The organism is Bradyrhizobium sp. URHA0013, from assembly GCF_000518345.1.
Lineage (GTDB): Bacteria > Pseudomonadota > Alphaproteobacteria > Rhizobiales > Xanthobacteraceae > Bradyrhizobium.
Window position 1 is genome coordinate 1026003 of the sequence record NZ_JADK01000003.1, and the last position, 21753, is coordinate 1047755.

At 64.8% G+C, this 21753-nt stretch carries 20 protein-coding genes; 4 read left to right on the plus strand and 16 right to left on the minus strand.

The features are described from left to right. Nucleotides 1-62 precede the first annotated feature (62 nt). The 5 genes from N551_RS0105030 to N551_RS0105050 all read right to left on the minus strand — a co-directional run bounded on the left by N551_RS0105030 (nt 63) and on the right by N551_RS0105050 (nt 4201). The gene (locus N551_RS0105030; RefSeq protein ID WP_027566028.1) at nt 63-356 is read right to left on the minus strand and encodes an NTF2 fold immunity protein; all 294 of its coding nucleotides are present in this window, start codon (nt 354-356) and stop codon (nt 63-65) included. A gap of 11 nt (nt 357-367) precedes the next feature. Then, nucleotides 368-1264, minus strand: a complete 897-nt coding sequence (locus N551_RS0105035) for a TauD/TfdA family dioxygenase (RefSeq protein ID WP_027566029.1) — start codon at nt 1262-1264, stop codon at nt 368-370. Between the two features lie 156 nt (nt 1265-1420). Next, nucleotides 1421-2704 (minus strand): flavodoxin-dependent (E)-4-hydroxy-3-methylbut-2-enyl-diphosphate synthase, encoded by a 1284-nt coding sequence (gene ispG / locus N551_RS0105040; protein ID WP_027566030.1) that lies wholly within the window; start codon nt 2702-2704, stop codon nt 1421-1423. A gap of 12 nt (nt 2705-2716) precedes the next feature. Then, a complete protein-coding gene (locus tag N551_RS0105045) occupies nt 2717-3670 on the minus strand; it encodes a DMT family transporter (protein ID WP_027566031.1) in 954 nt (317 codons plus the stop codon). 36 nt (nt 3671-3706) lie between these two features. Then, the gene (locus tag N551_RS0105050) at nt 3707-4201 is read right to left on the minus strand and encodes a Fur family transcriptional regulator (protein ID WP_027566032.1); all 495 of its coding nucleotides are present in this window, start codon (nt 4199-4201) and stop codon (nt 3707-3709) included. A 157-nt stretch (nt 4202-4358) separates the two neighbouring features. On the opposite strand from N551_RS0105050, the gene N551_RS0105055 reads away from it, so the two are divergent. Genes N551_RS0105055 through N551_RS0105065 form a run of 3 tightly spaced genes read left to right on the plus strand, consistent with a single transcriptional unit; the run spans nt 4359 to nt 7582 of the window. Beyond that, nucleotides 4359-4841 carry a MarR family winged helix-turn-helix transcriptional regulator gene (locus N551_RS0105055; protein ID WP_007598134.1) on the plus strand — a complete coding sequence of 161 codons (483 nt, stop codon included), beginning with the start codon at nt 4359-4361 and terminating at the stop codon, nt 4839-4841. Continuing rightward, nucleotides 4834-6009, plus strand: a complete 1176-nt coding sequence (locus N551_RS0105060; protein WP_027566033.1) for an HlyD family secretion protein — start codon at nt 4834-4836, stop codon at nt 6007-6009. The genes N551_RS0105055 and N551_RS0105060 overlap by 8 nt, the downstream gene beginning before the upstream one ends. Nucleotides 6010-6025: 16 nt before the next feature. After that, the gene (locus tag N551_RS0105065; protein WP_027566034.1) at nt 6026-7582 is read left to right on the plus strand and encodes an MDR family MFS transporter; all 1557 of its coding nucleotides are present in this window, start codon (nt 6026-6028) and stop codon (nt 7580-7582) included. Between the two features lie 17 nt (nt 7583-7599). Here the strand turns inward: N551_RS0105065 and N551_RS0105070 are convergent, their stop codons facing one another. The 6 genes from N551_RS0105070 to pcaF all read right to left on the minus strand — a co-directional run bounded on the left by N551_RS0105070 (nt 7600) and on the right by pcaF (nt 14277). Next, nucleotides 7600-8688, minus strand: a complete 1089-nt coding sequence (locus N551_RS0105070) for a phosphotransferase (RefSeq protein WP_027566035.1) — start codon at nt 8686-8688, stop codon at nt 7600-7602. 49 nt (nt 8689-8737) lie between these two features. Beyond that, a complete protein-coding gene (locus tag N551_RS0105075) occupies nt 8738-10429 on the minus strand; it encodes a methyl-accepting chemotaxis protein (protein WP_027566036.1) in 1692 nt (563 codons plus the stop codon). A 206-nt stretch (nt 10430-10635) separates the two neighbouring features. After that, a complete protein-coding gene (gene pcaG / locus N551_RS0105080) occupies nt 10636-11226 on the minus strand; it encodes a protocatechuate 3,4-dioxygenase subunit alpha (RefSeq protein WP_027566037.1) in 591 nt (196 codons plus the stop codon). Then, the gene (gene pcaH, locus N551_RS0105085) at nt 11227-11928 is read right to left on the minus strand and encodes a protocatechuate 3,4-dioxygenase subunit beta (RefSeq protein ID WP_027566038.1); all 702 of its coding nucleotides are present in this window, start codon (nt 11926-11928) and stop codon (nt 11227-11229) included. Between the two features lie 92 nt (nt 11929-12020). Continuing rightward, a complete protein-coding gene (locus N551_RS0105090; protein WP_027566039.1) occupies nt 12021-12914 on the minus strand; it encodes a dioxygenase in 894 nt (297 codons plus the stop codon). A 154-nt stretch (nt 12915-13068) separates the two neighbouring features. Beyond that, complete coding sequence (gene pcaF, locus N551_RS0105095) at nt 13069-14277, minus strand: 3-oxoadipyl-CoA thiolase (RefSeq protein ID WP_027566040.1); 1209 nt, start codon at nt 14275-14277, stop codon at nt 13069-13071. Nucleotides 14278-14493: 216 nt separating this feature from the next. Between pcaF and mutS the strand changes: the two genes are divergently transcribed. Continuing rightward, nucleotides 14494-17232, plus strand: coding sequence for a DNA mismatch repair protein MutS (gene mutS / locus N551_RS0105100; RefSeq protein WP_027566041.1), 2739 nt, complete (start codon nt 14494-14496; stop codon nt 17230-17232). A gap of 105 nt (nt 17233-17337) precedes the next feature. Here the strand turns inward: mutS and N551_RS0105105 are convergent, their stop codons facing one another. The 5 genes from N551_RS0105105 to N551_RS0105125 all read right to left on the minus strand — a co-directional run bounded on the left by N551_RS0105105 (nt 17338) and on the right by N551_RS0105125 (nt 21658). After that, nucleotides 17338-18135: a hypothetical protein gene (locus tag N551_RS0105105; protein WP_027566042.1), complete on the minus strand. Its 798-nt coding sequence runs from the start codon at nt 18133-18135 to the stop codon at nt 17338-17340. Nucleotides 18136-18206: 71 nt separating this feature from the next. Next, complete coding sequence (locus tag N551_RS0105110; RefSeq protein WP_027566043.1) at nt 18207-18716, minus strand: OsmC family protein; 510 nt, start codon at nt 18714-18716, stop codon at nt 18207-18209. Nucleotides 18717-18785: 69 nt separating this feature from the next. After that, complete coding sequence (locus N551_RS0105115; protein ID WP_027566044.1) at nt 18786-19571, minus strand: ABC transporter ATP-binding protein; 786 nt, start codon at nt 19569-19571, stop codon at nt 18786-18788. Between the two features lie 4 nt (nt 19572-19575). Further along, nucleotides 19576-20421: an ABC transporter permease gene (locus N551_RS0105120; RefSeq protein ID WP_027566045.1), complete on the minus strand. Its 846-nt coding sequence runs from the start codon at nt 20419-20421 to the stop codon at nt 19576-19578. Nucleotides 20422-20686: 265 nt separating this feature from the next. Then, nucleotides 20687-21658 carry an aliphatic sulfonate ABC transporter substrate-binding protein gene (locus N551_RS0105125; RefSeq protein ID WP_027566046.1) on the minus strand — a complete coding sequence of 324 codons (972 nt, stop codon included), beginning with the start codon at nt 21656-21658 and terminating at the stop codon, nt 20687-20689. Nucleotides 21659-21753 lie beyond the last annotated feature (95 nt).

Here is a 21753-nt window from a genome sequence, read left to right on the forward strand (position 1 = left end):
GCAGGCTCTCCCGACTATTTTCGCAGAGATTGGCGCGGGCGCGGGAGGACGTCAACGTTGAGTTATTGACCGTGAACCATCCGAAGAACTTTGCCGTCACGGCGGGCGACTTCAACTTCAACTACTCCGCCAACTGCGCCGTGCGGCAACATGCCTGTCACAATCCAATTGTTACGTTGGTTGAGCTCAGCGGTTAGAGGCTCCTCGCTTCGAATAACGACCTCACCGTAGCGGTTAACGGCCGCCGCACGTGCGATCTCGACGGCCGCATCAGCAGTCGTCACCGTGCCTTCAGCGCCGGTCGCCACCTTGTCCCCGGCAATCGCGCAGCTCGTGACAACGACGAGTGCGACCACAAAAATGCCTCTCACACCGGCCTCTCTCCCTTCACCGTCACGCGCGTCCCCGAGCGTGTGTGCGGCCAGTAATCCCACATCGCGCGGTGCTGGGCGCAGCGGTTGTCCCAGAACGCGATGGCGTTCTCGGTCCATCGGAAGCGGCACTGGAACAGCGGGTTTTCCGCATGTTGATAGAGATAGGCGAGCATCGCGTCGCTCTCGTCGCGCGGGATGCCGTTGATGTGGCGGGTGAAGCCGCGGTTGACGTAGAGCGCCTTCTTGCCGGTGACGGGATGCGTGCGCACCACGGGATGCTCGGCGCTCGGATAGGACGGGCGGTCGGCGACCCCGTAATTGGCGTAGAGCCCGCGATAGATCGGCTCGCCGTCATGCAGCGCGGTCAACCCGTCGAGATAGGCCTTCATCCGATCCGATAGTGCCTCGTAGGCGGCATACATGTTGGCAAACAGCGTGTCGCCGCCGCGCGGCGGGCACTGCTTGATGTAGAGGATCGAGCCCATCGGCGGCTCGAGATCGCAGGAGACATCGGAATGCCAGCCCTCGCCGTTGGCGCGCGGCGAATTCGCATCCGCATAGATCTTCATCAGCGCCGGGTCTTCATCCTCATGCGGCGCGGCAGGATGGAAATGCAGCTCGCCGAACTTGCGGCCGAAGGCGAGATGCTGCTGTGGCGTGATGTGCTGGTTGCGGAAGAAGATGACGAGGTTTTCGGCGAGCGCGCGATGGACCTCGTCCATCTGGCGGTTGGAGCGCGCATCGTCCGAGACCAGCTTGCCGATGTCGGCGCCGGAGATTTCCGCGCCGATGATGGGGGTCAGCTTTTCGACCGCGATGGTTTCATACGGCGCACCATCCTCGGCCGCGTGGCGATAGCGCGGACCCTGCTTGCCGGCGAGTGAGCTCATGGGCGCTGCTCCCAATCATTATTGATTGGAGGCATGGTAGCCCGGATGGAGCGAAGCGCAATCCGGGAACGGCTTGTCAGGATCTGACGGGCCCCGGATTTCGCTTCGCTCCATCCGGGCTACATTGCAGCGCAAAGCGCGGCGAGCGGAGCTAAATCACTCCGCCGCGGTTACCGGCACCTTGGCGCCCTGGCCGTAGCGCTGCTCGATGTAGTCGATCACGAGCGCCTTGAAGTCGGCGGAGATGGTCGGCCCGCGCAGGGTGCGGAACTTCTTGCCGTCGACGAACACCGGGGCAGCCGGCGCCTCGCCCGTGCCCGGCAGCGAGATGCCGATATTGGCGTGCTTGGATTCGCCGGGGCCGTTGACGATGCAGCCCATCACCGCGACGTTGAGCTCTTCCACGCCGGGATATTTCGTTTTCCAGGTCGGCATCTCGTCGCGGATGAAACCCTGGATCGATTGGGCCAGCTCCTGGAACGTGGTCGAGGTGGTGCGGCCGCAGCCGGGGCACGCCGCAACCAGCGGCACGAAGGTGCGGAAGCCCATGGTCTGCAAGAGCTCCTGGCCGACCTGCACCTCACGGGTGCGGTCGCCGCCGGGCTCCGGCGTCAGCGAGATGCGGATGGTGTCGCCGATGCCCTGCTGCAACAGGATGCCGAGCGCGGCCGAGGACGCCACGATGCCCTTGGTGCCCATGCCGGCCTCGGTCAGGCCGAGATGGATGGCGTAATCGGAACGGCTGGCGAGAACCTCGTAGACCGCGATCAGATCCTGCACCGCCGAGACCTTGGCCGACAGGATGATGCGGTCCTTGGGCATGCCGAGCTCTTCGGCGCGTGCCGCCGAGAGCAGCGCCGACTGCACCATGGCTTCGCGCATCACCGCGCGCGCATCGCGCGGATTGGCCGAGGCGGTGTTCTCATCCATCAGCCTGGTCAGCAGCTCCTGGTCGAGCGAGCCCCAATTGGCGCCGATGCGGACCGGCTTGCTGTTCTTGTTGGCGATCTCGATGATGTCGGCGAACTGGGTGTCGCGCTTGTCCTTGAAGCCGACATTGCCGGGATTGATGCGATATTTGGCGAGCGCCTCGGCGCAGGCCGGATAGGCCGCGAGCAGCTTGTGGCCGATATAGTGGAAGTCGCCGATCAGGGGCGTGGTGAGACCGAGCTTGAGCAGGCCGTCGCGGATATGCGGAACGGCAGCTGCCGCCTCCTCGCGGTCGACGGTGATGCGGACCAGCTCGGAACCGGCGCGGGCGAGCGCTGCGACCTGGGCAATGGTGCCGTCGATATCGGCTGTGTCGGTGTTGGTCATCGACTGCACGACGATCGGCGCACCGCCGCCGACGGTAACGTCGCCGACCTTGACCTTGGTGGTGTGATGACGCGGCGCAGGCCCCGCGATGTCGGAATCGATGGTGTTTTCGAGCTTGTTCATGGCGTCCAAATATCAGGTTTTGGTGACGTTCAGCAATGCATCGCGCGGCGCCGCAGCGGATTGACTGGGACGGTTAACCAGAAAAAGCCCAGCAATGACAAGGACGGCGGCAGCCCCGAATGTCAGGTTCAGCGTGTCGTGCATGATGAAATAGCTACCCACCACGCCAAACAAAGGGGTGATGAAGGTAAAAGCCGACAATTTGCTGGCCGAATAGGTCTTCACCAGCGCGAACCAAAGCGTGAACGTGGTTCCCACGACCCAGATCGCCTGGAAGGCCATCAGGCCCAGCGACAGCGGCGACGGAGTGTGGGGGATGGTCTCCCCGAACAGCCAGGCCGCCAGCCCCAGGATCGGGATCGAGGTCGCGACCTGATAGCCCAGCGCCTTCTCGGGCGCCGCGAAGCGCAGCCGGGTGCCCTTGGCAACCAGCGTGGTCGCCGCCCACAGCGCGGCGCCGCCGACGATCATGAGGTCGCCGAGCAGAACATGCGAATCGACGTTGGGCTGCGGCACACCGATCGCGAGTGCGACACCGGCAAAGCTGATGGCCAGCCCCAGCCATTGCGTACCGCCCAGTCGCTCGCCGAGCACCTGGTAGGAGCCGAGCGCGACGAAGAACGGCGCGGTGTAGAGGAACACGACCGCCCGCGATGCCGGTGTGAAACGCAGGCCCTGAAAGATCAGCACGAACTCGATGCCGAACATCAGTCCGGCGATGACGCCCGGCTTCCAGGTGCCGTCGCGTTCGAAGAATTTAACGCCGCGCAAGGTGCCGATGATGAACAGCACCGGCAGCGCGCCCATCGAGCGGAACGTGGCCTGAAGCATCGGCGGGATGTCCGGCAGCACCAGTTTCACCGCGATCTGGTTGAATCCCCAGGTCAGGCACAGCATGAGCATCAGGGCGATGGCGCCGGCACTGAGGGGACGACCGGCGGACGGTATGATTTGAGGTGAGGACATTTCTTCCTGAAAAACCGGCTTTGCGCCGTTGTTGCTCTATGCAGCTTTCTGACAATGCGCACAGACGCCCGTGATTTCCACCACGGACAATTTGGGAGCGAAGCCTGAGTTGCGCGCGGCGGCGTTGAGGTCCCTGGCGAAGGAAGCCGACGGAATCTCACCGACCAGGCCACAGCGCTCGCAGATCAGGAACGTCACCGCCGAGGTCGCGTCGTGGTCGTGAGCGGCGCAGGCGAGATAGGCGTTGCGGCTTTCGATGCGGTGCACGAGGCCGTTGGCCATCAAGAAATCGAGAGCACGATAGACCGTGATCGGCGCCGGCCGCGGCATCGACTTTGCCAGCTCGTCGATCACCTCATAGGCGCCGAGCGGCCGGTGGCTCGAGAGCAGCGCCCCCAGCACATGGCGGCGTATCGGCGTGAATTTCTGCGCGCGCTCTCCGCAGACGGCCTCGGCATGCGCCAGCGCATCCGCGGTGCAGCGGCCGTGATCGTGGTCGGGCGCGGGAAATGCCGGTTTTGCGAGGGTCATGCGACCGGCGTTCTAGCATTTCGAAAGGGGAACCCAAAGCGGCACCGGCGATGCGGCCATCAGCCATGCTCGGCCTGCGGGACAGTGTCCCGCAAACCCGCCATGAAATAATCATAAGCTTGCTTATTATATTCCAAGCTTATTGGAGACCAAGCTCATGAGCCCAGGGCCCGTGGACCAGAACTTCCTGTTTACGCTCGCCGAGCTCTATCGCCTGCTCCGGGTCTATGCCGACAAGGAAGCCTCGCGCTTCGGCATCACCCGCGCGCAATGGGCGGTGCTGGCCAAGGTCGAGCGCAGCGAAGGCATGAAGCAGTCGGAGCTCGCCGAGCTTCTCGAGGTGCAGCCGATCACGCTGACACGCCTGATCGACAAGCTCTGTGACAGCGACTGGATTGAGCGACGCAACGATCCGTCGGACCGCCGCGTAAAGCGGCTGTACCTGAAGAAGGCCGGGCGGCAATTGCTCGGGCGGATGAGCGGGCTGAAATCCGAGCTCACGGCCAACGCGCTCGACGGCATCACTCCGGCGGACGCCCACCGCCTCCTCACCCAACTCGAAACAATCAAGGAAAACGTGCGGTCCGCGATCCAGACCAGCGGAGCGGAACAAGCGCGTAAGGAGCAGCGCTATGGCTGATCAGGTTCTCAAGTTCCAGCCCGAGCAGAAAATCGACGGCGGCAAGCCCACCAAGAAAGCCGGCACCAATCCGCGCCGCCGCCTGCTGGCGGGCCTGCGCCGCTACCGCCGCGTGCTGCTTCTGGTCGTGCTGCCGATCGTCGTCGCGGTGGCCGGCTTCACCTTCTATCTCAATGGCGGCCGCTATGTCGGCACCGACGATGCCTATGTCGGCGCGCAGAAAGTGCTGGTGACCCCCGATATCTCCGGCAAAATCCAGAAGGTCGTCGTCAAGGAGGGCCAGATCGTCAAGCACGGCGACGAGCTGTTCGAGATCGACCCCGCTCCGTTCCGTCACGCATTGGAAGAAGCCAAAGCGCAACTCGCCCAAGCCCGCATCACCTATGACAATCTCGTTGCCAACATCAAGATCTACGGCGACATGCTCAATCTCGCCCAGCAGGGCATGGACCTGAAGCAGCGCGACGTCGAACGCAAGCAGTCGCTGGTGAAGAACAATTACGGCTCGCAGCTCGATTTGGACAACGCGTCGAATGCATTGGTGACCGCCGGCGCGCAGGCGCAATACATCAAGCAGCAACTCTCCAATGCCAAGACCCAGTTGCTGGGCAATCGCGAGTTGCCGCTCGAGCAATTCCCCGCCTACGCGCAAGCGAAAGCCAAGCTGGACGATGCCCAGCGCAACCTCGACCACACCGTGCTGCGCGCGCCGATGGATGGCGTGGCAACACAAGTCGAGCAGATTCAGCTCGGCCGCTACGTCGCCGCCGGCACGCCGGTGTTCTCCATCATCGACGTCGCCCATCCCTGGGTCGACGCCAATCCGAAGGAGAGCGACCTCACCTACGTCACCGAAGGACAGCCGGTCACGCTCGAGGTCGATGCCTTTCCGAGCCATCTCTTCAAGGGCAAGATCGGCTCGCTCTCGCCCGGCACCGGCGCGCAATTCGCGATTCTGCCGCCGCAGAACGCCAGCGGCAATTTCGTCAAGGTGGTGCAGCGCGTGCCGATCCGCATCTATTTCGACGAGACCGACAAATACGTGCGCAAGCTGAAGGCCGGCATGAGCGTCTACGCCACCATCGACACCGGCCACCGGCGCTCGCTCGCCGGCCTGCTCGGCCTGTCGGCGACCGCGAGCCAGGACAAAGATTCGGACAAAGACTGAGACAGGAACTGATCCGATGTCCGGCCCCAATGCCCATTTGATGGTTCCCGGCCTGCGCCGGAACATGGTGACGATCTGCGCCATGACGGCAACCATCATGCAGGCGCTGGATACCACCATCGCCAACGTCGCCCTGCCCTATATGCAGGGCACGCTGTCGGCTTCGCAGGACCAGATCAACTGGGTGCTGACCTCCTACATCGTCGCCGCCGCGATCATGACGGCACCGGTGGGCTGGATCGCCAACCGCTTCGGCCGCAAGCGCATCTTCATCATCTGCTCGGCCGGCTTCACCATGGCATCGGTGCTGTGCGGGCTTGCGCAGGACATCAACCAGATGGTGCTGTTCCGCCTGTTGCAAGGCGTGTTCGGCGCGGCCCTGGTGCCGTTGTCGCAATCGGTGATGCTCGACTATTACACGCTCCAGGAACGCGCCAAGGCGATGTCGATCTGGGGCATGGGCGTGATGATGGGGCCGATCATGGGTCCCTCGCTCGGCGCCTGGCTGACCGAGACTTATTCCTGGCACTGGGTGTTCTTCGTCAATTTGCCGTTCGGCGCCATCACCGTGATCGGGCTGATCATCTTCATGGACGAGACCCGGAAGGATCTCAGTCTCAGGTTCGACTGGTTCGGCTTCGCGGCGCTGGCGGTCGCGATCGGCTCGCTTCAGCTCGCGCTCGACCGCGGCGAGCAATTGGGCTGGCTCGAATCGGGTGAGATCCTTGCGGAGTTCATCGTCTCGGCCGTCGCCTTCTACTTCTTCATCGCGCACTCTTTCACGACCTCGACGCCGTTCATCCGCTTCGCGCTCTTCAGGGATCGCAACTTCGTCACCGGCTGCATGTTCATGGTCGTGATGGGTCTCGTGCTGTTCTCGACCATGGCGCTGGCCTCGCCCTACATGCAGAACGTGATCGGCTATCCCATCATTACCGCGGGCCTGCTGCTGGCGAGCCGTGGCTTCGGCACCTTCTTCGCCATGATGCTGGTCGGGCGCATGATGCGTTACATCGAGGCCCGCACGCTGATCATCACCGGCCTGACGCTCACCGCGGGATCGCTGTTCCAGATGACCGGCTGGACCGATTTGACCCAGGTGCCGGAGATCGTGACCGTCAGCGTCATCCAGGGCTTCGGCTTCGGCCTCGTCTTCGTGCCGCTATCGACGGTGGCGTTCCTGACCTTGTCGAACGAGCTGCGCACCGACGGCACCGCGATGCTGACCCTGATGCGCAACGTCGCGAGCTCGGTGGGCATTTCCGTCGTCATCGCCCAGCTGACGCAGGGCACGCGGCGGACCTATGCGATCCTGTCCGAGCACATCAACCCGTTCAACCACGCGCTCCAGATGCCCAGCGTCAGCGGCATGATCAATCTCTCCACCGACGCCGGCCGTGCCATGGCCGATCGCATGGTCAGCGTGCAGGCGCAGATCATCGCCTTCGCGCACGACTACGAGCTGGTGATGTTCTTCATCCTCTGCACCATCCCGCTCGCCCTGCTGATCGGCTCGACCAAGGCCACCCTGCGCAAGCAGGCGGCCGGGCCGGAACATGCGGTGATGGAGTAACGCTGTGACGCGAGCAGTTACAAAAACTCCTCGCAGCCCAAATCCTCGACCGCCATCATCACCCGCTCAAGATTATTCCACCAGATCACCGGCGGGATGTTGATGCTCCACTGCCAGACTGGCTTGGTGATGTGCCACAACACCGACCGCCGATAGTCCTGGTCGAGCGCGCCGCGCGTGTAGCCGCTGACACCGTGCGCCATCAGCATCTCGTGATAGCGATTGAGCAGCGGGCGTTCGAGCGCCTGCCGGCGCTCTGGATACCATTGCGTCGCTATCATATAGGCAAGGTCGTGGGTAGGAACGTTGATGCGCCAATGATCGAAATCGAAAATGCGCACAGCGTCAGCGATGCCCGCGCGTGGCAGCAGGAAATTCCAGGCATGGGCATCGCCGTGAGCGATGGTCACGTGGCGATGTGAATGGTAGCGTTGCAACAGTTGCTCAGCCTTGTCGATGAAGCGCCGATACAGGGTCCGCCGCTCCTCACTGAGGCGATCACCAAGCAAATCGGCGAAGCGGTCGTAATGGCCGGCGAATGTCTCTATCAGACTCGCCGTATCATCAAGGCTCATCCAGGTGCCGATGGTGTCGCCGAGACCCGGATGGTCCCACCAAGATGCATGCCAGCGGGCGAGCGCCGTTACGATCGCCATCGCCTGATCGCGTGAGGGCGGCAATGGCCAGTCAGCTGCAACGTCATGGCTGTCGGTGAGATCTTCGAGCAGAAGATGCCAGTCCTGGCTCTCCTCGTCGAAATGACCATCGTAGCAGCGCGGCACGATGTGCGACGGCAAATTCGGCGCAAGATGAGTGTAGAAGGTCACTTCCTGCCGACCGGAATTGGCCAACGCCTTGGCGTAGGTCGGATGCGGCATCTTGAGGATGACGGAGGGCGGTGCCCCGGCGGATTCCCCGACATAGCGCAGCCCAAGGCGGATGACCTGCGACACCATGGCCGGGTGCTGATGCAGCACCTTCACTTCGCGCACTGCGCCAGCGTCCAGTACGCCACTCCTGCGCAGCGCTGCCGTCAGCTGGGCGGGCTCAACGACCGCTGGCAATTGTGGAGGTGTCATAACCACGATGCCCCTGTCCCGCGTCACACTGCACGATCACGGCCGCAGGCGCCAGCGAACGACCCCGCGCCCCGACTCAAGCCGCCGCTGTCGAGTCGCGCACCGTCCGGACCACGACCGACCGGAGCTGTTCGAGATTGGCCGCCATGCCGGCGATCGCCTGTCTGACCTCCGCGGCGCGCTCGTTCACGGAGGCGGCGTCGCGGCTGACATCACCGATCTTGGCCGAGACCTCCTTGGCCGCGGAAGCCGATTCGGAGATCGACCGCGTGATCTCTCGCGTCGCCGCGTCCTGCTCTTCCATCGCGGCGGCAACCGAGGTGGCAACGCCGTCGATCTCGACGATGTGGCCTCCCATGGTTTCGACGGCATCGACTGCGGCCTGCGTCGAGGCCTGGATCTCGGCAATCAGCCGCGCGATCTCCTCGGTGGATTTGGCGGTCTGGTCGGAGAGGGATTTCACTTCGGCGGCGACCACCGCGAAGCCACGGCCGGCCTCCCCGGCGCGCGCCGCCTCGATGGTGGCGTTGAGTGCCAACAGATTGGTCTGGCCGGCGATGCCGCCGATGAGGTCGGAGACCTCTGCGATCTTCTTCACCGATCCGGCCAGCGTCTGGATGGTCGAGCGCGCCTGTTCCCGACCGGCGACCGCCGATTTCGTCACCGTGCTGGTCCGCGCGACCTGGGTTGCGATCTCGCGGATCGAAGCACTGAGTTCTTCAGCCGCGGCCGAGACGGTCTGCGAGCTGCCGAGAGCCTGGTTGGAGGCGGCTGCGACCGCCTGCGATTGTGTCGAGAGCGACCTTGCGATCTCGGACAGACTGGAGGCGGCACGCTCCACGCCTTGCGTCGCGGCGCTCGCGGTGTCGACCGAGCGGCCGGTCTCGCGCTCGACGGTTTCGGCCATCTGGTGCAGGGCGCCGCGCTTGGCGAGCGCCGCCTCCTGCGCCTTCTGCAACTGCTCCTCGCGCAGCCGGGAATTCTCGACCGCCGCCTGCTTGAACACCAGGAGCGCGCCCGCCATCGAACCGACTTCGTCCTGCCGGTGCGCGAAAGGGATGTCGGCGGCGAGATCGCCGGTTGCGAGCTTTTGCATCGTGCTGGTCATGCGCACGATCGGGCGCATCACGCCGAGGGCGACGCCGAGCAGGCCCGCCGCAATGAAGGCGAGGACGGCGGCGGAGACGCCGAGGAGGATATAAAGCATGGAGCTGTCGCGGTCCGCGGCCAGCTTCTCCATGTCGGCATTCTGCTTGTTGGCGCTCTCGACGATGCTGTCGATGACGGCGCGGTGCGCGGTGTAGGCGTCCTTGAGCTGCGCGTAGGCGCGCTCGGAAGCGGCCGTGTCCTTGGCCTTGAGTGCGGGAAGGAGCTGGTCGGACAACAGCTTCCAGAACTTCTGCACCTCGGCGTCGGATTTCGACACCAGGGCCGTTTTCAGGTCGGCCGAGAGGCTGGAGGTGACCCAGAATGCCTTGCGCTCGTCGTAGTCCTTGCGGAGCTGGACCAGGCGTTCGCCATGGGCCGCCAGCTGGTCGGGCTCGCGCATGGCGAGCGTGGCCTCGAGATAGGCCTCGATCACATATTCCGGCGGCGGCAGGATGTCCGCGATGAGATCATTGCCGAGCTTGATGTCGGAATAGAGCGGGCCGCCGACCTTGAGCTCTTTCAAGGCGTAAAGGCTGGTGGAGACCACGGCGGTGAAACCGATCGCCAGAACGATGCCGAAAGCAATGATTGCGGAAGAAAGCGAAAGGCGAATTTTCATGGAACAATCCAATGGGCCGCGCTGAATCCCACGGACCCTAAAGGATTACGGTAAACACGGGATTGCATCGCGCGAAAATTGCATCGCACGAACTCCGGAAAAATACGGGAAACGGCGTCAGGTGAACGGTTTCGGGCAGCGAAATCAGGCCCGTCCTCCGCTGTCGTCCCGGATCGGCGCTCCGCCTGTCCGGGACGAGGCTGGGATCACACGTCGAAAAACACCGTCTCGTTGTCGCCCTGAAGCCGCAGGTCGAGCCGGTAAACCGGCTTGCCGGCCTCGCGCACGGCGGTCAGCGTGGCGCGACGGTCGGCCGGCACCACCGCCAGCACGGGATCGGCGGCATTGCCGGCCTCGTCGCTGAAATAGATGCGGGTGTAGAGATGCCGCAGCATGCCGCGACCAAACACCGCAAGCAGGATATGCGGTGCCTGCGGCTTGCCGTCGGGATCGGGCACCGCACCCGGCTTGATGGTTTCAAAGGAATAATTGCCGTCCTTGTCGGTGCCGCAGCGGGCAAAGCCGCGGAAGCTCGCATTCGGCAGCGCGCGTTTGTCCTGCGGATCGGCAAAGCGCCCCTGCGCGTCGGCCTGCCAGATCTCCAGCATGACATCAGGCACAACGACGCCATCGCCGTCGAACACGCGGCCCTCGATCCGGACGCGATCGCCGGTGACGTCGGGCGTCAGGGTCGAGTTGGTGAACGCATCGTTCCAGGCATACTCGCCGGTCGGCGTCAGGCCGTATTTGAAGAACGGGCCGACGGTCTGCGACGGCGTGATCCCATTGTCCTGCACTTAATGGTTCTCCATAGGGGTGGCGTTCTTGCCGCGCAGCACAATGTCAAAGCGGTAGCACAGCGCCCATTCGGGCTGGGTGTTCTCGAGATCGAACGACGACACCATCCGCGCCCGCGCCTTTTCGTCCGGCACCGAATTGAAGATCGGATCGAACGGGAACAGCGGATCGGCTGGGAAGTACATCTGCGTCACGAGACGCGTGACGAAGGAATGGCCGAACACCGAGAGATGGATGTGTGCGGGACGCCAGGCGTTGTGATGGTTGCCCCAGGGATAGGCGCCAGGCTTGATCGTGACAAAGCGATAGTAACCGGCGGCGTCGCTCACGGTGCGGCCGGCGCCCGTAAAGTTCGGATCGAGCGGCGCCGGATGCTGGTCGCGGACGTGAACGTAACGGCCGCAGGAATTCGCCTGCCAGATCTCGACCAGCGAGTTCGGCACGCCCCGGCCGTCCTCGTCGCGCACATGGCCGTGCACAATGATGCGTTCGCCGAGCGGCTCGCCGGTGTGTTGGGTGGTGAGGTCGTTGTCGCCCTTGCGCACGGTCTCGTGGCCGTAGACCGGGCCGGTCAGCTCCGACAGCGTATGGCGCATCGGGATCAATGGCTTGTTCGGCGCGCGCTTGATCGAGCTCTTGTACTGGGGCGACAGCGGCAACGGATGCGCCGTGTTGCTGTCGACGGGATAGATGAATGTCATTGGCGAACTCCTCCCCCGGCCCTTTTCCGACCGGTCTACGCTTCCGCCAATCATTATAGGATATAACTAATTGGGGGAAGCGGCTTTGCGCCCTATTTGATCGGCGGACGCGGCAGGACGGCCTCGCCGGCTTCGAGCCGGTAGACATGGTCGAGCGAATACCAGGGCGTCGCGACGTCGCGCTCGGTCGGATGTGGCGTGTCACGGCGCAGGAACTTGCCGACCAGTGCCTTCGTCACGCCGAACTGCACGTCGCTATCGATATGCGGATCGGCGGGGTCGTAGACCTGCGAGATCAGCACCTTGAATCCGGGCTTGAAGACCAACGCGTGCAGGTGCGCTGGACGATAGGGATGCCTGCTCTGCGCCTCCAGGAGGCGGCCGACCACGCCCTCGGTCGGAATGGGATAGCCGACCATCATCACGGAGCGGAAAGAGAAGGCTCCGTCCTGGTCGGTCGTAAACTTGCCGCGCAGGTTCATGTCGGCCTGCTCGGGGTCCTGATTTTCATAGAGACCAACCGGCGACGCGTGCCAGACGTCGACCTCGGCGCCGGCGACGGGGCGACCGTCCTTGTCCACGACGCGGCCGTTGACGAACAGCGGCGCGCCCGGTGTCTCGGAGCGGACGATCGAACCGCCATTTTCCACCCGCGGCGAGTTCAACCGCCAGAACGGTCCGAGCAGCGACTGGTCGGTTTCCGTGTTGCCTTCATCGCCATTGTTCAGCAGGCACACCAGCGGCGAGACGCCGAGCGAGCCTGCCATCAGCACGACCTCATTATGCGTGTCGGTCGAGAGCTTGCCGAGTTCGGCGATCACAGCCGTGGCGTCGCGGAATTCCTTCTCGGTCAGGCGAACGTCGCGAACAAAACCGTGCAGATGCTTGACCAGGGAGACCATGATCTGGCGCAGCCGGGGATCGGACGTCTGCTCCATCACCGCCAATGCCGCGGCCGTGACGTCCTGCTCGCGCGCGATGATCATGGGATGCTCCCCTCACCTTGCGTCATGGCCGGGCTTGCCCCGCCCATCCACGACCTTCTTCTCGCGGCACCAAGAACGTGGATGCCCGGGACAAGCCCGGCCATGACGAGTCTGGGGCACCCGGCTCCGGGATGACGGAACGCTACCCGTCCCGTCAGTTCAGCTTCTCGATCGCGACGGCAACGCCCTGGCCGACGCCGACGCACATGGTGGCGAGCGCCAGCTTGCCGCCGCGCTTCTCCATGCCGTGCACGGCGGTGAGCGCAAGGCGCGCGCCGCTCATGCCGAGGGGATGACCGAGTGCGATCGCGCCGCCATGCGGATTGACGAAGTCGGCATCGTCGGCAACGCCGAGCTGGCGCATGCAGGCGATACCCTGCGAGGCGAAGGCTTCGTTGAGCTCGATCAGGTCGAAATCGCTGATCTTCTTGCCGAGACGCTCCATCAGCTTGCGGGTGGCCGGCACCGGGCCGATGCCCATGATGCGCGGCGGCACGCCGGCCGAGGCGAGGCCGAGGATGCGCGCGCGCGGCGTCAGGCCGTGCTTCTTCACGGCAGCCTCGGACGCCAGGATCATCGCGGCAGCGCCGTCATTGACGCCGGAGGCGTTGCCGGCGGTCACCGTGCCGGGATTGCGCACGATCGGCCTGAGCTTCGTCAGGGCTTCGAGCGTTGTCTCGGGGCGGGGGTGCTCGTCCTTGTCGACGGTCACAGGGCCGGCCTTGCCGCCGGGAATGGTGATCGGGGTGATTTCCTCCGCAAAATAGCCGGCCGCGATCGCGGCACCCGCGCGCTGCTGCGAGCGGATCGCGAAGGCGTCCTGATCGGCGCGCGAGACCTGGAATTCCTCGGCGACGTTCTCGCCGGTCTCGGGCATCGCGTCGACGCCATACTGCGCCTTCAGCAGCGGATTGATGAAGCGCCAGCCGATCGTGGTGTCGAAGATCTCAGCCGAGCGCGAGAACGCTTCCTGCGCCTTGCCCATCACGAAGGGCGCGCGCGTCATGGATTCGACGCCGCCGGCAATCGCAAGCTCGATCTCGCCGGAACGGATGGCGCGGCCGGCGGCACCGACCGCATCGAGGCCGGAGGCACAGAGCCGGTTCAGGGTCTGGCCCGGAACCGAATCCGGCAGACCCGCAAGCAGCAGCGCCATGCGTGCAACGTTGCGGTTGTCCTCGCCGGCCTGGTTGGCACAGCCGAAGAAGACCTCGTCAACCTGTGCCCAATCGAGATTGGGGTGCTTGGCCATCAGAGCCTTGATCGGGGCCGCAGCCAAGTCGTCGGCACGCACCTTGGCGAGCGAGCCGCCAAAACGACCGATGGGGGTCCGCACGGCATCGCAGATAAAGACGTCACGCATCGTTGTTCTCCCTGAATGCCGCGATCCGGCCTAAATTCTTCAATGTCGACGGAGTTTTAGGAGGGCGCCCGCAGCAGGTCAATTGACCGATACGCCCGTGTTCCGAGGGGTGCGCACGCGAGTTGCGCATGCCGCGGTGCGGACAACGTGGAAAACCTCCCCTCCCCGGCCAAAGCGATAGGAGCGCGGGGTGAAATTTTGTAGGTTGCGCCGCCCATGACGATGCAACAGCCGATCCCAGTGCCGCCCCCCGACGAAGCGGCCGCCCCGCAGGCGGAAGCCGCCGCGCGCGTCACGCCGATGATGGAACAGTACCTTGAAATCAAGGCGGCGCATCAGGGCCTCTTGCTGTTTTACCGGATGGGCGACTTTTACGAGCTGTTCTTCGAGGACGCAGAGATCGCCTCCAGGACACTCGGCATCGTGCTGACCAAGCGCGGCAAACATCAAGGCGCCGATATCCCGATGTGCGGCGTGCCGGTCGAGCGCTCCGAGGATTATCTGCACCGGCTGATCGCCGGCGGCCACCGGGTCGCAGTGTGCGAGCAGACCGAGGATCCCGCCGCCGCCAGGGCGCGCGGCAACAAGAGCGTCGTGCGCCGCGGCGTGGTGCGCCTGGTCACGCCGGGCACGCTGACCGAGGACACGCTGCTCGACGCGCGCGCCAACAATTACCTGCTGGCGCTCGCGCGCGCGCGCTCATCGGCGGGCGGTGACCGCTTTGGCCTCGCCTGGATCGACATCTCGACCGCCGAATTCATGGTGACGGAATGTTCGGGCGGCGAACTCGCCGCCACGCTCGCGCGCATCAATCCGAACGAGGTGATCGTCACCGACGCACTCTATAACGATAGCGAGCTCGGACAGACCCTGCGCGAGCTGCCGGCGGTGACGCCGCTGACCCGCGACGTCTTCGACGGCGCCACCGCCGAGAAGCGGCTGTGCGACTATTTTGCCGTCGCGACCATGGACGGACTGTCGCAGCTCACGCGGCTGGAAGCCACTGCTGCCGCCGCCGCCGTCACCTATGTTGACCGCACCCAGGTCGGCAAGCATCCGCCGCTTTCGCCGCCAGCGCGTGAAGCCTCGGGTGCGACCATGGCGATCGATCCCGCCACTCGCGCCAATCTCGAACTGACGCGGACGCTGGCCGGAGAACGCCGCGGCTCACTGCTCGATGCGATCGACTGCACGGTGACCTCGGCCGGTTCGCGCCTGCTGGCGCAGCGGCTTGCCGCGCCGCTGACCGATGCGGCGGCGATTGCGCGGCGGCTCGATGCCGTCGGCAGCTTCGTTGCCGACTCGGCCGCGCGCGAGGACATCCGCAGCATCCTGCGCGGCGCTCCGGACATGTCGCGGGCGCTGGCCCGTATATCCGTCGGCCGCGGCGGGCCGCGCGACCTCGCCGGCCTGCGCGACGGCATCATCGCCGCCGACCAGGTGCTGACGCGGCTTGACGAACTCGACCAGCCGCCGCAGGAGATCGCCGCGGTGACGGCGGCGCTGCAAAGACCGTCGCGCGAGCTCGCGGCGGAATTCGCCCGGGCGCTCGACGATCAACTGCCGCTGATCAAGCGCGACGGCGGGTTCGTTCGCCAGGGCTATGAGCCTGCGCTGGACGAAACGCGAAACCTGCGCGACGCCTCGCGCCTGGTGGTGGCCTCGATGCAGGCACGCTACGCCGACAACACGGGTGTGAAGGGTCTCAAGATCCGGCACAACAACGTGCTCGGCTATTTCGTCGAAGTTACCGCGCAGCACGGCGACAAGCTGATGTCGGCGCCGCTGAACGCGACTTTCATCCACCGCCAGACGCTGGCCGGCCAGGTCCGCTTCACCACCTCGGAACTGGGGCAGATCGAAGCCAAGATCGCCAATGCCGGCGACCGCGCACTCGGGCTCGAGCTCGAAATTTTCGAGCGGCTCTGCACCAAGGCGTTGGCAATTAGCGAGGAGCTGCGCGCCGCCGCCCACGCCTTTGCGCTGCTCGACGTCGCGACGTCGCTTGCCAAGCTGGCGATCGACGAGACCTATGTGCGGCCCGAGGTGGACTCGTCTCTCGGCTTTGCCATCGAGGCCGGCCGTCATCCGGTGGTCGAGCAGGCCTTGAAGCGCAATGGCGAGCCGTTCATCGCCAATGCCTGCGACCTCTCGCCGGGCCCTGCGCAAAAATCCGGCCAGCTCTGGCTGCTGACCGGTCCGAACATGGCCGGTAAGTCGACCTTCCTGCGCCAGAACGCGCTGATTGCGTTGCTTGCCCAGATCGGCAGCTTCGTGCCGGCGACACGCGCGCGGATCGGCATCATCGACCGCCTGTTCTCGCGTGTCGGCGCCGCCGACGATCTCGCCCGCGGCCGTTCCACCTTCATGGTCGAGATGGTCGAGACCGCCGCGATCCTCAACCAGGCCGGCGAGCGTGCGCTCGTGATCCTCGATGAAATCGGCCGCGGCACCGCGACTTTCGACGGCCTCTCGATCGCCTGGGCCGCGATCGAGCACCTGCACGAGAGCAATCGTTGCCGCACGCTGTTCGCGACGCATTACCACGAACTGACCGCCCTCTCCGCAAAACTGCCGCGGATGTTCAACGCGACCGTGCGGGTGAAGGAATGGCAGGGCAATGTCGTGTTCCTGCACGAGGTGTTGCCGGGCTCGGCCGATCGCTCCTACGGCATCCAGGTCGCCAAGCTCGCAGGCCTGCCGCCGGCCGTGATCACGCGCGCCAAATCGGTACTGGCGAAGCTGGAAGCTCAGGACCGCGGCCAGACCGCACGCGCGCTCGCCGACGATCTGCCGCTGTTCGCAGTGCCCTCGCGCGCCGCCGCAGAAGCCGCCCCACTGAGCGAGGCCGAACTGCTGATGGACGCGCTGAAGGCGCTACATCCGGACGAGATGTCGCCACGCGAAGCGCTCGATGCGCTGTATGCTTTGAAGGCCAAGCTGCCGAAGCAGTGAGCGGTCCTTCCGCAATCGTGATTGCGAGCGGAGCGGAGCAATCCAGAATCTCTTCGCGGCGGCAGTCTGGATTGCTTCGTCGCTTCGCTCCTCGCAATGATGAGCCTAGTGCGCCAATCGCTTCCTTCGCCCGTTCCACCACAGCGTCAGATTCCAAACGACGCAGGTCGCAAGCCCCATGCAGAGCCCGATCGCGGAGCCGAAATTGGCGGCGCCGACGTGCAACACCGCGATTGCCATGCCGAATCCGAGCAGACCCCAGGCGGAGTTGGCCAGCACCGCAGCAGTCGGAGGGCCGCCGATGCGCGGATGCAGGATCACCATGATGCTGGTGAACACGACCGGGTAGAGCGCGATGATGCCGCTGATGCGGGGGCCGACCGAACTCGATGTCGAGACGACGATGGCGACGAGCGTCGCCACCAGCAATGCCCGCATCGGCACGTCATACCAGCGCCGCGTCACCAGCGGCATCTTCACGTGACGATAGCCCGCGAGCAGCGGAATGCAGATGCCGAACGCGATAAGATTGGCGGCGAGCCCGGCGGTGAGCGACCATTCGAACTGTTTGATGATCGATGCGAATACGATCCAGACCGCGACCGCGCTTCCGCAACTCACCAGAAGGCTGCGCCGCTGTGCCAGCACCACATAGATAACGCACATGAAGATCGTCGCTGCATTGACCGGCAAGCTCGACAGTGCGCCCTGCGCGATGAAGGCGGCATCGTGGTCGAGGGCGAGGAAGACGTAGGATGGTCCGGCCGAAACCGGCAGGGTCGCGACCAGCGCGCCGATCACCGGCCCTGAGCGCTCGGTGATGATCGAAGCCGTCACGACGAACGCCGCCGCGACCATCATGCGCAGAACGAGGATGAGGATGAAGTGGAGCTCGGGGGACATTTTTTTCTTTTGTCGTCCCGGGCTTCGCCGAGACGACACGAATTGTTGGGCGAGCGAGCGGCCTTCGCTCGCTACATCCGCTGCATCGACACCGAGACCTTCGGGCCGTTCTTGATGGTCTGATAGACCACGCAATAGCGCTCGGTGAGCTTGAGCAGCAGGTCGAGCTTGTCTTGCGGCGCATCAGTGTCGACGTCGAAGCGCAGGCGTATCTCGGCGAAGCCGACCGGCGTCTCCTTGTCGACGCCGAGCGTGCCGCGGAAATCGAGATCGCCCTCGGCGTAGACGTTGCCGGTCTTCAAGGGCACCTCGATGGCGGTCGCGACCGATTTCAGCGTGACGCCGGCGCAGGCGACCAGCGCCTCCAGCAGCATGTCGCCGGAGCAAAGCTCCAGGCCGGAGCCGCCGGTCGCGGGATGCAGGCCGGCCATTGCGATGGCGCGGCCGGTCTCGACCTTGCAGGCGATGCCCTCGCTGTCGGTCGAGCCCTTGGCCTTCAACGTGATCATCGCGGTCTTGGGGTCGGTCTTGTAGCGCTCCTTGATCGGGGCCTGCATCTGGCGCAGTGCTGCGGCGTCCATTTTGTCTCTCCCGGGAAAATCTTCTCTACGAAGTACCGGCTTGCGATGTACCGGCTCGGAGCGAAATTGTCACCACCACATGGCCTGACCGGGACCCTGGGTTGCGTCACGGTCGGGCACGCTGCGGTCGAGCGAACGGTCGAGTGACGTCAGCACACTCCGCTTGAAATTCTCGAACAGCGGCGAATTGCGGTCGCGCGGCCGGCCGAGATTGATCTCGATCTGGTCGAACAGCCGGCCCGGCCGCGGCCGCATCACCAGCACGCGGTCGGCCAGCACCACGGCCTCGTCGACGTCATGCGTGACGAGGATGAGCGTCGGCCGCGTGTCGGCCCAGAGATCGAGCAGATGATCCTGGAGGTCGCGGCGGGTGAAAGCGTCGAGCGCCGAGAACGGCTCGTCGAGCAAGAGCACCTCGGGCTGCGGCACCAGCGCGCGGGCGATCGCGACGCGCTGTGCCTGCCCGCCCGAGAGCTCGCGCGGCCACGCCTGCGCCTTTTCGGCCAGCCCGACACGCTCGAGCGCACGCGCCACCTTTTCACGCCGCTCGGTCGCGGGCCCATCGGCAAGACCGAAGCCGATATTATCGGCGACGCTGAGCCAGGGCAGCAGCCGCGGCTCCTGGAAGATGATGCCGATCTTGGCATGCGGCGCGGCGATCGCCTCGTTGTCGAGCGTCACCGCGCCCGAGCTTGCGCGGTCGAGGCCGGCGATGGCGCGCAGCAGCGTGGACTTGCCGCAGCCCGAGCCGCCGATGATGGCGACGATCTCGCCTTGCCTGATCTCGGCGGAAAAGCGCGCCAGCGCCTGCACGCCGTTGGGATAGGTCTTGCTGACCCGGTCGAGCGCCAGCATCGCCTTATGCTCCCACCGTACGCCCGAAGGCGTCCTGCCAGCGCAGGAAGGGCGCAGCCGCGATCTCGATTAACCAGTCCGTGAGCTTGCCGAGGATCGCGAAGATCACGATGGCGGCGAGGATCTGCGCGGGCTTGCCGAGCTGCTGGCCGTCGAGCAGGAGATAGCCGAGGCCTTCGGACGCGCCGATCAGCTCGGCCGCCACCACGAACATCCAGCCCAGACCAAGACCGACGCGCAAGGACACGACATAGGCCGGCAGCACCGCAGGCAGCAGGATCCGCCGGATCATGGCAGGTCCAGAGAGACGGAAGGTGCGACCGACCTCGACGATCTTGCGATCGACGATGAGGATCGCGCCCATCACGCCGAGATAGACCGGGAAGAACACGCCGACCGCGATCAGCGCGATCTTCGAGGTCTCGAAGATGCCGAGCCAGAGAATGAACAGCGGCACCCAGGCCAGCGAGGGGATAGCGCGCAGCGCCTGCACGGTCGGATCGAGCAGCCGCCGCGCCAGCGACCAATAGCCGGATATGGCGCCGAGCAAGGTGCCCGCGACCACGCCGAACGCAAAGCCAAGACCAACGCGCCACAGTGTCGCGGCGATGTGACGGACCAACTCGCCGGAGCGGGCAAGATCAACGATGGTGGCGAACACGCGCGAGGGCGGCGGCACCAGCCGGCCATTGGACCAGCCGCGCCCGACCAGGAACTCCCAACCGAGCGCGAGGGTCAGCGGCAGCAACACACCCAGCAATGGACGCGCATAACGCGACAACCACGAAGGCGCGGCGGCGCTTTCGGCCGGTTCCGTGGTCTGTTGCAGGACTGGCGCCTCAGAGATCATGGCCGGTAGGAAGCGCGTCTCGTCAGGGAATGCAACACTACTCTTGCCGCGCCCTCCGCTGCTTTTCCCTTCTCCCCTTGTGGGAGAACGTGGGCATAGGCGACCTTCAGCCGCCGTCCTTAAAAGAACGCCGACGCTTCGCGTCGGCTATGGCGCCGGATGAGGGATTCTCTCGGCTCGCAATACCGATCGTGAGGAAAGATACCCCTCACCCGCCTCGCTTCGCGAGGCACCCTCCCCCAAAAGGGGGGAGGGAAAGAGCACCTTAATTCGTCGGCAGCGGGACCTGGTCATCGATCAGAGCATCGAGCGTCGCCTTCACATCGACCTTGGCATCGACCACGCCGGCCTGTTGCAGGGCGAGGCCTGCGGCGAGGATCGACTCGCGCTGGGGCGCGCCGATGCGGCTGTGGGTCAGCTCGGTGCGCTCCTTGAGCTGCTTGTCGACGACAGGTTCCGGCAGCTTGGTCACGGCGATGAAGGTCTTCTTGAGCTCGTCGTAATTCGCCAGCGAGTATTTGCGCGCCTCTTCGTACACCGCGAGCACGCGGCGGGCGGCGTCCGGATAGTCTTTCAAAAACTGCTCGCGCACATTGAGGATGCCCCAAGTGTTGGCGTCGGCCTTGCGGTAGAACAGTTTCGCGCCCTCCTCGACCTCGGCCTGCGCCATCATCGGATCGAGCCCGGCCCACGCATCGACGTCGCCGCGGATCAGCGCGGTCTTGCCGTCGGCGTGCTGGAGCAGCACCGGCGTGATGTCCTTTTCGGTGAGACCTGCGCCAAGCAATGCGCGCACCAGGAAGATGTGCGGATCGGTGCCGCGCGTCACCGCGACCCGCTTGCCCTTGAGATCGGCGACATTAGCGATCTTGGAATCCTTTGATGTCACCAACGCCGTCCATTCGGGCCGCGAATAGACGTAGATCGACTTGATCGGGTTGCCGTTGATGCGCGCGACCAGCGCCGCCGAGCCCGCGGTCGAGCCGAAGTCGATCGAGCCCGCATTGAGGAATTCGAGCGCCTTGTTGGAGCCGGCCGACTGCACCCAGGTGACGGTGATGCCGTCCTTGGCGAACTCCTTTTCCAGGAGCCCCTTCTGCTTCAGGACCATCGACACCGGATTATAGGTCGCCCAGTCGATCCGGATTTCCTTGAGCGGATCCGCCGCCCGCGCCGGGGGGGACATGGCAAGAGCGACCGCTCCCGCCAACAGTATGCGTCGTGTAATCCTGGTCATGCCCGGCCTCCTCAAAATTTCATTGTTTTTCAATGAGTTATATCTAGAAATCAACGAGAAAATCCATCCCTCGAAAGCGCGCCGGCTGAGAACAG

Excerpts from the sequence above, each read along its gene's own strand:
- pcaF (WP_027566040.1), bottom strand. The coding sequence starts at position 14,277 with ATGCGTGACGTCTTTATCTGCGATGCCGTGCGGACCCCCATCGGTCGT.
- mutS (WP_027566041.1), top strand. The coding sequence starts at position 14,494 with ATGACGATGCAACAGCCGATCCCAGTGCCGCCCCCCGACGAAGCGGCC.
- N551_RS0105120 (WP_027566045.1), bottom strand. The coding sequence starts at position 20,421 with ATGATCTCTGAGGCGCCAGTCCTGCAACAGACCACGGAACCGGCCGAA.
- N551_RS0105090 (WP_027566039.1), bottom strand. The coding sequence starts at position 12,914 with ATGATCATCGCGCGCGAGCAGGACGTCACGGCCGCGGCATTGGCGGTG.
- N551_RS0105035 (WP_027566029.1), bottom strand. The coding sequence starts at position 1,264 with ATGAGCTCACTCGCCGGCAAGCAGGGTCCGCGCTATCGCCACGCGGCC.
- pcaH (WP_027566038.1), bottom strand. The coding sequence starts at position 11,928 with ATGACATTCATCTATCCCGTCGACAGCAACACGGCGCATCCGTTGCCG.
- ispG (WP_027566030.1), bottom strand. The coding sequence starts at position 2,704 with ATGAACAAGCTCGAAAACACCATCGATTCCGACATCGCGGGGCCTGCG.
- N551_RS0105105 (WP_027566042.1), bottom strand. The coding sequence starts at position 18,135 with ATGTCCCCCGAGCTCCACTTCATCCTCATCCTCGTTCTGCGCATGATG.
- N551_RS0105055 (WP_007598134.1), top strand. The coding sequence starts at position 4,359 with ATGAGCCCAGGGCCCGTGGACCAGAACTTCCTGTTTACGCTCGCCGAG.
- N551_RS0105065 (WP_027566034.1), top strand. The coding sequence starts at position 6,026 with ATGTCCGGCCCCAATGCCCATTTGATGGTTCCCGGCCTGCGCCGGAAC.
- N551_RS0105050 (WP_027566032.1), bottom strand. The coding sequence starts at position 4,201 with ATGACCCTCGCAAAACCGGCATTTCCCGCGCCCGACCACGATCACGGC.
- N551_RS0105045 (WP_027566031.1), bottom strand. The coding sequence starts at position 3,670 with ATGTCCTCACCTCAAATCATACCGTCCGCCGGTCGTCCCCTCAGTGCC.
- N551_RS0105060 (WP_027566033.1), top strand. The coding sequence starts at position 4,834 with ATGGCTGATCAGGTTCTCAAGTTCCAGCCCGAGCAGAAAATCGACGGC.
- N551_RS0105110 (WP_027566043.1), bottom strand. The coding sequence starts at position 18,716 with ATGGACGCCGCAGCACTGCGCCAGATGCAGGCCCCGATCAAGGAGCGC.
- N551_RS0105115 (WP_027566044.1), bottom strand. The coding sequence starts at position 19,571 with ATGCTGGCGCTCGACCGGGTCAGCAAGACCTATCCCAACGGCGTGCAG.
- N551_RS0105075 (WP_027566036.1), bottom strand. The coding sequence starts at position 10,429 with ATGAAAATTCGCCTTTCGCTTTCTTCCGCAATCATTGCTTTCGGCATC.
- N551_RS0105125 (WP_027566046.1), bottom strand. The coding sequence starts at position 21,658 with ATGACCAGGATTACACGACGCATACTGTTGGCGGGAGCGGTCGCTCTT.